The organism is Streptomyces sp. NPDC030165 (genome assembly GCF_055573595.1).
Window position 1 is genome coordinate 1 of record NZ_JBVIBD010000056.1, and the last position, 9,799, is coordinate 9,799.

Here is a 9,799-nt window from a genome sequence, read left to right on the forward strand (position 1 = left end):
CCCGCAGCGGCGGCGGCCGCCGGCCGCTCCAGCAACGGCAGCTCGGTGAACAGGATCGACAGGTTGACGTTGAAACGCGCGTCCGAGAAACCCATGACGAGGCCGTCCTTTCGTAGAGCGGGGTGAAGAGGCGGAGAGGGCGGGGGCGGCGCCGGGCGCCGAGAAGGCCGCGGGCACGGCCCCCGCCCCGCCCGGCTCAGCTCATCGGCACGACGGCGGTCGGCGCGTGGCCCGGCTCGGTGGCCAGGTCCTCGAACTCGTTGACACTGCCGATGTCGGTGCCGCTCATCGCGATGTTGGTGACCCGCTCCAGGATCGCCTCGACGACCACCGGGACCCGGTGCTCGGCGGCCAGCTTCTTGGCCTCCTCGAAGGCCGGCAGCAGCTGGTCCGGCTCGGTGACGCGGATCGCCTTGCAGCCGAGCCCCTCGGCGACCTTGACGTGGTCCACGCCGTAGACGCCCAGCTCGGGGGTGTTGATGTTCTCGAACTCCAGCGTGACCTGGTAGTCCATGGCGAAGTTGCGCTGGGCCTGGCGGATCAGGCCGAGGTAGGAGTTGTTCACCAGCACGTGCACGTACGGGATGCGGTGCTGGGCGCCGACCGCCAGCTCCTCCAGCATGAACTGGAAGTCGTAGTCGCCGGAGAGCGCGACGACGCTCCCGTCGGGGTCGGCAGTGGCGACGCCCAGCGCGGCCGGGATGGTCCAGCCCAGCGGCCCGGCCTGACCGCAGTTGATCCAGTGGCGCGGCTTGTAGACGTGCAGCATCTGGGCGCCGGCGATCTGCGAGAGGCCGATGGTGGTGACGTAGCGGGTCTCGGGCCCGAAGGCGCGGTTCATCTCCTCGTACACCCGCTGCGGCTTGAGCGGCACGTCGTCGAAGTGCGTACGGCGCTGGAGCGTGGCCTTGCGCTGCTGCGCCGAGGCGGCCCACTCGCCGCGGTCCGGCAGTGCGCCCGCGGCCTTCAGCTCCTTGGCGACCTCGACGAACAGTTCCAGCGCGGCCTTGGCGTCGGAGGCGATGCCGTAGTCCGGGGCGAAGATCTTGCCGATCTGGGTGGGCTCGATGTCGACGTGCACGAAGGTACGGCCCTGGGTGTAGACGTCCAGCTTGCCGGTGTGGCGGTTGGCCCAGCGGTTGCCGATGCCGAGGACGAAGTCGGACTCCAGGAAGGTCGCGTTGCCGTAGCGGTGCGAGGTCTGCAGGCCGACCATGCCGGCGTTGAGGCGGTGGTCGTCGGGGATGGTGCCCCAGCCCATCAGGGTGGGGATGACGGGGACGCCGGTCAGCTCGGCGAACTCGACGAGCAGGTCCGAGGCGTCGGCGTTGATGATGCCGCCGCCCGCGACGAGCAGCGGGCGTTCGGCCGCGTTGAGCATGGCGAGGGCCTTCTCGACCTGCTTGCGGGTGGCCTTCGGCCGGTGCGCCGGCAGCGGCTCGTACGTCTCCGGGTCGAACTCGATCTCCGTCATCTGCACGTCGATCGGCAGGTCGATCAGGACCGGGCCGGGCCGCCCTGAGCGCATCAGGTGGAACGCCTGCTGGAAGACGCCGGGGACCTGGGCGGCTTCCAGGACGGTGGTCGCGGCCTTGGTGACCGGGGCGGCGATCGAGGCGATGTCGACGGCCTGGAAGTCCTCCTTGTGGATCACCGCGGTCGGTGCCTGGCCGGTGATGCACAGGATCGGGATCGAGTCACCGGTCGCGGAGTACAGACCGGTGATCATGTCGGTGCCGGCGGGCCCGGACGTGCCGATACAGACGCCGATGTTGCCGGGGTGGGCGCGGGTGTAGCCCTCGGCCATGTGGGAGGCGCCCTCGACGTGGCGGGCGAGCGTGTGGTGGATGCCGCCACCGGCCCGCAGCGCCGCGTAGAACGGGTTGATCGCCGCGCCCGGCACACCGAACGCGTTGGTCACGCCTTCGCGCTTGAGGATCTCCACAGCCGCACGGGCGGCGGTCATTCGAGGCATCGAGTACTCCTGCGTCGGCCTGTCGGGATCGCGCTCCGGCCCGGAGGCGGAAGCGTGAGCTGCACTGTTCCGCATTGCGGAAATTAGCTTCTACTCTACGGAAGTATGGAAGAAAGTAGAGCGCCTCCTTGCAGCCGTCAAGGGATCGCCGCGGAGTGGGACACCCGGCAGGCCTGGGTCCGACGCACCCCGCCCACGCCCGCGCGCCGCTCGGACGAGGCAGGGCCGAGACGTGAAGCAGACGGGGAGGGAAGGCGAAAGGCCAGAGGCGGAACAGAGCTTGGACGGTCGGCCGCTCCGGCGGCGGCACCGCCATGACCAGGCACGTTAAGCTGAACGTCGCCCCGCATCCGCTCCGCCGTCCCACCCAGGAGACCGCTCCATGCCCCCGCGCACCGTCCTGATCCTCCAGCACATCGAGGTCGAGAAGCCCGGCCTGATCCTGGACGCACTGGACGGCAGCGGCCTCCACGCCGACATCCGCAACCTGGTCGACACCCCGGGCACCTCGGCGGACGACCTGCCGCCCCTGTCCGGCCTGGCGGGACTGGTCGTCATGGGCGGCCCCATGAACGCCGACGACACGACGGAGTACCCGGCGCTGAAGGTGGAGCGGGACCTGCTGGCCGACGCGCTGCGGTCCGGCGTCCCGACGCTGGGCGTGTGCCTCGGCGCCCAACTCCTCGCCCGCGCCCAGGACCTGGCCGTACGGACCGGTGCCGAACTCGGCCGGGACTGCGAGATCGGCTGGTCCGCGCTGCACGACGTGGACCGCGCCGACCCGTTCGTCGGGCCGCTGGCCGACGCCCCCGCCGTACTGCACTGGCACGGCGACCGCATCGTGCCCGGCCCCGCCACCCGCGTCCTGGCCCGCACGGGCAGCACGGAGTGCCAGGCGTTCCGTGCCGGTCCGGCCGCCTGGGGCATCCAGTTCCACCTGGAGGTCACGCCCGGACTCCTGGACGAGTGGCTCGCCGAGCCGTCCTTCGCCACCGAGGCCGCGGACGCCCTCGGCCCTGACGCCACGGCCCGGCTGCGGGCCGACGCCCTGGCCGCCGCCCCCGCCCTGCGCCCCCTGGCCGAGCGGAGCCTGGCACACCTGCGGACGCTGTTCATGGAGCGCGCCGGACTCTGACTGCCCGTCAGGCCTTACGGGACAGCACCACCGCTCCGCCGACCGGCTCCGCCCTTCCCCTCCCCCTTCCCCTCTCCCCCGCCGAACCACACCCCGATCACCTCGCACGCCACGGAGGCCACGGTCCGCCCGGTGGTGTCGATCACCGTGGTGCCCGGCGGCTCCGGGCGATCGAGGGCCGCGTGCTGCCGGAGCGTACGGGCGAGCTGGTCCTCCGCCTCGGACCCGATCTCGCGGCAGCGGACCCGGTGTTCCAAAGTGGGCACGTCGGCCGTCAGCCGTACGGAGGTGATGCCGGCGCCGGGCACGGCATCGGCGATCCACGCCAACTCCCGCTCCAGCGTCACGAACACACCCGTCAGAATCAGCCGGGTGTGGCCGACGGCGGCCAGGTTGCCCCAGACCGCGGCGAGGTTGCGGCGGGACAGCTCGCTCGGCCCGAGGCCGGGCGGCGGCCAGGGGTGCACCTGGTCCAGCTGGTCGGAGTCGATCAGGGCGTGCGGGACGTCAGCGCGGCCGAGCTGGTGGGACACCTCGTACGCCGTCGTGGACTTGCCGACCCCGGCGGCGCCGCACAGGACCAGGATCTCTGTCGTGGGCTGCATCACCGGCCATGCTGAGGCCGGCCGCACCCGTCTCGCCAGCGAATTCACGGGCCTGAGAAGGTGCGCCCGGGCCGCGCGGTACACCTCACGGGCAGCGAACCGGTCATGCGTGAGCTGCTGATGAAGCTGGCCGTTCCGCGTACGTTCCTGCTCCCCGCGGCCAACGCTCCGCTCCCCGGCACCGACAGCCTCACGGCGGCCCGGAGTCAGGTACCGACCGGACACCGGCCGGAACGTCCACTGCCGTCCGGGCAGCGGCGCCCGGAAATCCGAGTGCCCGGCCGCCGCCTCTGTGCCAAGATCCCGAACCGCCATGTGGCCGACACGGGCTGTCACGTCTGCCTCTGCTGCGACCGCCGGTACGGGCGCGCCGAGCTGGAACTCGCGCTGCACGCCCTCCCCCGCCGCAGCGCGCGCCAACTCCGGACTCTCGTCGTGCCCCTGGACGAGGCGTTCCTCGCCCGTACGCATCCCGACCCGCACACCCCCGAGAACCTGCCCTGGCGGGAACGCCGATGCTGACGGAAACACGTCCGGCCTGCGCGGATTGACGCCGCCGCACAAACCGTTGAGCTTCTGTTCATCGCCGTGTCCGAAGCTGGCCATACCGACGGCGCGGTAGTGCCGACGGGGGGATGTTCCGTGCCGAGATGGGGCTGATGTCATGAACGTCGTCGATGAACCGGTTCGCGCGCCTGCCGTGTCGTTACCGCGCCAGCTGCCCGCGGGCAGCGCCCGGTCGCTGCCGATGCTGGACGCGGTGGTGGAGGTGCTGCGCGCCGCCGGTGAGGACGTGCACGTGGTGTACGCCGCGCACGGTGACGTGTTCAAGGTGGTGCCGCGGCAGGAGGCCGCCGCCTGACCGGCCGACAGCGCCGCCCGCTCAGCTGTCGCCGTCGCGCAGCAGGACGTCGCGGCAGGCGGCGGAGTCGCCGAGGCGGGCGTGCATGCCCGTCCTGCTGCCGGCGGGGCGCTCCCGTGACCTGATCGGCCAGCGCCCGCGCCGCGGCGCCGAGCACCGCGCCGCGAGCCCGATCGCGCCGGCCATGAGGACGGCGGGCTGTTCGTCCACGGCGCCTCCCCGGACGCGGAGCGCCCCGACGCCAGTTGCCAGTTGCCAGTTGACCCTGACACTGATGTCAAAGCTTAGCGTCACGGGCATGACCACTGAACGATCCCTGCCCATGACAACGGGCCTCCAGCCACCCTCCTCACCTGCCGTCGCTCCGGCGCCTTCCCGCGAGGTCATCATCCAAGGCAACGGACCGGCACTGGTGCTCGCGCACGGCGCGGGCGCGGGGGTGCTCGGCAATTACGGCCTCGTGCTCGACGACCTGGCGCGGGACCATACGGTGATCGGCCCGCACTACCCCGGCGCGGGCGGCACCCCCGCAGCCGACCGGCCGCTGCAACTCGACGACTTGGCCGACCAGCTGGTCGCCGCCGCGACAGCCGCCGGACACGACACCTTCCCGGTCATCGGCGAGTCGCTGGGCTGCGCGGTGGCCGTACGGGCCGCGACCCGGCACCCCGGCCGGATCACGGCGCTCGTGCTCACCGCCGGATTCGCCGCCGCCGATCCCGTGCTGCGGCTGACCGCCCAGCTGATCCGGACCCTGGGCCGGAGCGGAGAGCTGACCACCGCGGCCCGGCTGGCCTGCCTGTCCTGCTTGTCGCAGACGGAACTGGCCGAGCTGTCCGCGGCGGAGATCGACGCCCGGGTGGCGGAGACCCGGGCGGGCCTGGAACCCGCGCTGGGCCATTTCGACCTGGTGGGCCGGGTGGACGTACGCGGCGATCTGGCACGGATCACCGTACCCACGCTCGTGGTGTCCCCCACGGGGGACCGTATGGTGCTGCCTGCCACCACCCGCCGCCTGGCCGACGGTGTCCCCGGCGCCGCGTTCACCGAACTGACCGGCGCGGGGCACCTCATGAACGCCGCCCACCGGGCGGACTGGCTCGACCGGGTCCGTGCCTTCCTCGGCAGCGTCACGGAGGAGCGGGCGGCGTCCGCTAGCGGATCGGCACCCCCGCCACCGTCCGGGCGATGACCAGCCGCTGGATCTCGCTCGTCCCTTCGAAGATCGTGTAAATGGCCGCGGGCGCATTGGTGGGCAGTGGAGTTTCCCGTTTTGCCAGCTCACGGACCTCACGCATTGGGTGTTGCCCCGGGTTGCTTCCATGTTGCCCCGGGCTCTAGCTGCAAGATCGTCTCCCATATTTCTCCCAGGGGGGCAAAACGGTGTATCACCGAGTTCGTGCGGTTGACCTGCTCACCGAGACACAACGCCGATGATCCTCCTCCGTGGCATGGAGGAGGATCACCTGTGCCGGGACGCGAGGGGGCCACCCGATGCAGTGCCCCGGCACTCAGCGGCCGTTTCGGCTCATCAACCACTGTTCCGGACACGCACGCCGTGCGGCAGTGTTTACCTGTTGAGCAACGGAAGAAACACTGGTGCCTGTTTTCGCTGTGCGTAAGACTCGTCGGGTCTACGGATCTTGAGGAGTCCCCTATGACCCACCCCGCCCCCGCGCGCCTGCCCGTCGTGATCGACACGGACCCCGGCGTGGACGACGCCTGGGCCCTCCTCTACCTCGCCGCACAGCCGAATGTGGACCTGGTCGCCGTCGGCGCGATCCACGGGAACGTGCCCACGCAGATGGCGGCGGAGAACGCCTTGCGGATACTCGACATAGCCGGGCGCACCGACGTGCCCGTGGCCGTCGGCGCGCCGGGCCCGCTCCAGCAAGCGCTCGCCACCGGCCAGTTCGTACATGGGCAGGACGGGCTCGGCGGGCACGCCGGCCCCCCGTCCGCCCGGCGGCCGGTCACCGAGTCCGCGGCCGAGCAGCTGGTGCGCCTGGCCCGGCAGCGCCCGGGAGAGCTGACGCTGCTCGCGCTCGCTCCCCTGACGAACGTCGCGGTGGCGCTGCGTCTGGAGCCGCGACTGCCCGCGCTACTTCGCCAGATCGTCTTCATGGGCGGCGCCATCCAGGGCCCCGGGAACCTCAGCGCCTGGGCCGACGCGAATGTGGGCCACGACCCGGAAGCGGCGGAAGAGGTGATGCGGGCCGGGTTCGCCATGACGATGGTGCCGATGGGCACTACCGCGGGCGCCTGGGTGGATGGGGAGTGGCTGGACCAGATCGCTGCGACCGGTACGCCCGCGGCCCGGTACGCCACGCAGATCCTCGACGACTACCTCGCCATGCACGCGCGGGTCACCGACGGCCGCCGCGGATGCGTGATGCACGATCCGCTCACCGCCGCCATCATGCTCGACCCCGCGCTGGCCACGTACGAGGAGCGCCAGGTCGTCGTCGAACTGGCGGGCCACGCCCGCGGCGCGACCCTCGTCGACGCGAGGGTGGGCTTCCCGCCGGAGATGTCCAGCATCACCGACGGGCGCCGCCCCATACGCATCGCGGTGACCGCAAACGCAGCCACCGCGATGGACCGAGTCCGCCAGGCCCTCACGGCTCCGGCGGCGTAGCTCCGACCCGCTCCCGCAGCGCCGCCGCCCGCGGGTCCTCCAGCGCCAGGAAGATGCCGTACGCGCGCCGCCAGGAGTCGAGCGCCCGATCCGGCTGCCCCTGCTCGGCGAAGATGTCACCCCGCTGCTCGTAGGCGTCCGCGAGACCCCACTCATCCGCGGCGGCCTGGCGGCTGGTGATGCTGGCCTCCAGGCAAGAGAGCGCGTCGTCGTACTCCCCGCGGGCCCGGTGAGCGCCAGCGCGCCGGACCCACAGCATTCCCTCGCCGTAGTGATCCCCCAGCTCCCGGGCGAGGGCGAGTGACGCGTCGAAAGCCTCTTGCGCACGGCCGCGGTCTCCCAGCTGAGCGTGCGTCTCGGCGAGGCAGGCCAGAAGCACGCTCCGCCCGTGCCGGTCGCCCGACGCCTCGAAGTGGCTCAGAGCCGCTTCGAAATGGGTAAGGGCCTGCTCCGGCTCCGCTTCGTCAATGGCGACGAAACCCAAGCACGCCTCAGACCACCCCTGTCCGTGACGGTCGCCGAGTTGCTCTCGAATGCGAAGGGCGTCCTGGGCATAGTGCCGGGCGCGGTCGGTGTCGCCGGTCTGGCGCCACCCGTCCGCGAGGTTCAAGGCAACCCACGCTTCCGCTTCGCGGTCCCCGGCAGCGACCGCGGCCTGGAGCCCCACCTCGTGGCTGTCGATCCATAAGGTCCAGGGCTTCCGGACGAGCAGGTAGTTCCACAGCCTCGTCGGGATCTGCCAGGCTGCCGGCAGGCCGTAGTGCGAGGCGAGCCGGACGACGGGCAGGAAGTTTTCCGCCTCGTCGTCGCACCACTGCGACGCGTCCTCGGGCGCGATGAACCCCAGGGGCTCCGTCCCGGCGGGTGGGCTGGTGAGCAGGTCGATCGGGCGCTGCGGGGCGATGACGTAGGCGGCTCGGTCTACGGTGTGCGCGTACCAGCCCACGAGCCGGGCCACTGCCGCTGTACGACTCTCCTCGCTGAGATCAGCGGCCAGCTCGGCGGCGTACTCGCGCAGCAGGTCGTGGGCACGGAACCGGTCCGGGGCAGTCTCCTCCAGCAGGTGCACCGCCACCAGGGCGTCGAGCTGGCGCCGGGCACGGGCAGCGGCACAGCCGAGCAGAGCTGCCGCCGCGCTGGTGCTGATCATAACTCCGGGGTACAGGCCGAACAGGCGGAACGCTCTCGCGACGTCGGGTGGGAGGTCTCGGTAGGAAGCGGCGAGTATTGGCCGAACCGCCAGGTGGGGGTCGTCCGCGTCCGCGAGCGCGTCCAGCCGGTCTGCGTCCAGCTCGGCGACGGTGCTGGCCACGGAGCGATGCGGGTGGGCGGCCAGGCGTTCCGCAGCGATTCTCAGCGCGAGCGGCAGGTGGGCGCAGCGCTCGGCCAGCGCTTCGACAGTGCCCGGGTCCGATTCGGCCCGGGGGCCGATGACCGACCGCAGCAGGTCAGCGGACTCGTGCGGCTGCATCGGAGCGAGGCAGATGCGGTGTGCGCCGGCCCGCATCGTCAGGCGGGTAAGGCGACGCCGGCTCGTCACGATGACGACGCTCCCCGGCGCGCCGATCAGCAATGGCTCGATCTGCTCAGCTCCGGCCGCGTTGTCCAGGACGACGAGGGTGGGTCGGCCTTCCGCCAGTGTGCGAACGATGGCGGCGCGTTCTTCAAGGCCCGGCGGGATTCTCACGGCTTCGATGCCAACCGAGAGAAGAAAGCGTTCGAGGATGGATGTCGGCTCAACCGGCGTGCCATCGAGGGCGTGGCCTTGAAGGTCAGCGAAGAAGGCGCCGCCGGGGAACCGGTCAGCGATCGTATGCGCCCACTGCACAGCCAACGTCGACTTCCCAACCCCGGCCGGGCCATCGATGGCAATGGTGAGGGCAGCGTCTGCTCGCCCCGGGGCCGACAGGTAGCTGTTGAGCACGTCCAGATCCTGCGCACGGCCGATGAAGTGCCCTGCCGCTGGCGGGAGCTGTGAGGGGCGAAACAGCCCGTGCGCGTCCGGCTGCGCAGCGATGGCGAGTGCCACCAGTTCGTTCCCCGTGCCCAAGAGCGCGTCGCAGTGCTGGGCGAATTCAATACCGGGGGGTACCTTGCCGTTTTCGATGCGGCTGATCCAGCCAGCCGTATAGGGCAGGGCCCGCGCTAGGCCACGGCACGAGTACCCTGCCGCTGACCTGCGTCTTTTCAGGACCTCTCCGAATTTCTGCGCCCCGGCCGGGTTGCTCATGGCACCTGCCCTCGTGTCGGTGTGGCTCATTGTCATATGCCGAACGCCTGCGCGGTATCCCCAGGCTCGGGGCCCGCGCACCTTCGGAATGTCATCGAGCTGCACCGAGGGCCTGCTGTAAGCACGGGCCGCAGCGACTACGAAGGGATTCGGCCCCGACCGCATAGAATCAGCCAGTGACTATCGAACTCACAGACGATTTGATCAAGCTGGAGACGGCCGCCTGGGACGAGGTCCAGGCCGGGGCGCTCACCACCGACACCGCCGAGGCCGTCCAGGCCGCCATCACCGCGCACGCCGAGGCGACCGGGCAGAGCCGGTATGACGTCGAGCGGGAGCTGAAGCGGCGCGTGC

At 71.2% G+C, this 9,799-nt stretch carries 9 protein-coding genes and 1 pseudogene; 5 read left to right on the top strand and 5 right to left on the bottom strand.

The genetic code is table 11. From position 1 onward, the window contains the following. Both ACZ4Z1_RS41765 and gcl read right to left on the bottom strand, forming a co-directional pair. Positions 1-95: pseudogene (locus ACZ4Z1_RS41765) on the bottom strand (hydroxypyruvate isomerase); the annotation flags it as partial. 101 nt (positions 96-196) lie between these two features. Continuing rightward, positions 197-1,975, bottom strand: coding sequence for a glyoxylate carboligase (gcl, locus tag ACZ4Z1_RS41770; protein ID WP_468491949.1), 1,779 nt, complete (start codon positions 1,973-1,975; stop codon positions 197-199). A 382-nt stretch (positions 1,976-2,357) separates the two neighbouring features. Between gcl and ACZ4Z1_RS41775 the strand changes: the two genes are divergently transcribed. Beyond that, complete coding sequence (locus ACZ4Z1_RS41775; protein WP_468491950.1) at positions 2,358-3,110, top strand: type 1 glutamine amidotransferase; 753 nt, start codon at positions 2,358-2,360, stop codon at positions 3,108-3,110. Between the two features lie 14 nt (positions 3,111-3,124). Here ACZ4Z1_RS41775 and ACZ4Z1_RS41780 read toward each other — a convergent pair whose 3' ends face one another. After that, positions 3,125-3,715, bottom strand: coding sequence for an ATP-binding protein (locus tag ACZ4Z1_RS41780; RefSeq protein WP_468491951.1), 591 nt, complete (start codon positions 3,713-3,715; stop codon positions 3,125-3,127). 105 nt (positions 3,716-3,820) lie between these two features. Here ACZ4Z1_RS41780 and ACZ4Z1_RS41785 point away from each other — a divergent pair, with 105 nt between their 5' ends. Both ACZ4Z1_RS41785 and ACZ4Z1_RS41790 read left to right on the top strand, forming a co-directional pair. Beyond that, positions 3,821-4,237 carry a hypothetical protein gene (locus ACZ4Z1_RS41785; RefSeq protein ID WP_468491952.1) on the top strand — a complete coding sequence of 139 codons (417 nt, stop codon included), beginning with the start codon at positions 3,821-3,823 and terminating at the stop codon, positions 4,235-4,237. A 142-nt stretch (positions 4,238-4,379) separates the two neighbouring features. Then, a complete protein-coding gene (locus tag ACZ4Z1_RS41790; protein WP_468491953.1) occupies positions 4,380-4,577 on the top strand; it encodes a hypothetical protein in 198 nt (65 codons plus the stop codon). Between the two features lie 21 nt (positions 4,578-4,598). Here ACZ4Z1_RS41790 and ACZ4Z1_RS41795 read toward each other — a convergent pair whose 3' ends face one another. After that, positions 4,599-4,787 (bottom strand): hypothetical protein, encoded by a 189-nt coding sequence (locus ACZ4Z1_RS41795; protein WP_468491954.1) that lies wholly within the window; start codon positions 4,785-4,787, stop codon positions 4,599-4,601. 88 nt (positions 4,788-4,875) lie between these two features. Between ACZ4Z1_RS41795 and ACZ4Z1_RS41800 the strand changes: the two genes are divergently transcribed. Further along, a complete protein-coding gene (locus ACZ4Z1_RS41800; RefSeq protein WP_468491955.1) occupies positions 4,876-5,769 on the top strand; it encodes an alpha/beta fold hydrolase in 894 nt (297 codons plus the stop codon). 465 nt (positions 5,770-6,234) lie between these two features. After that, on the top strand, positions 6,235-7,215 hold the full coding sequence (locus tag ACZ4Z1_RS41805) for a nucleoside hydrolase (protein WP_468491956.1): 981 nt from the start codon (positions 6,235-6,237) through the stop codon (positions 7,213-7,215). Here ACZ4Z1_RS41805 and ACZ4Z1_RS41810 read toward each other — a convergent pair. Continuing rightward, positions 7,196-9,445, bottom strand: a complete 2,250-nt coding sequence (locus tag ACZ4Z1_RS41810; protein WP_468491957.1) for a helix-turn-helix domain-containing protein — start codon at positions 9,443-9,445, stop codon at positions 7,196-7,198. The two genes, ACZ4Z1_RS41805 and ACZ4Z1_RS41810, sit on opposite strands and share 20 nt — an antisense overlap. Positions 9,446-9,799 lie beyond the last annotated feature (354 nt).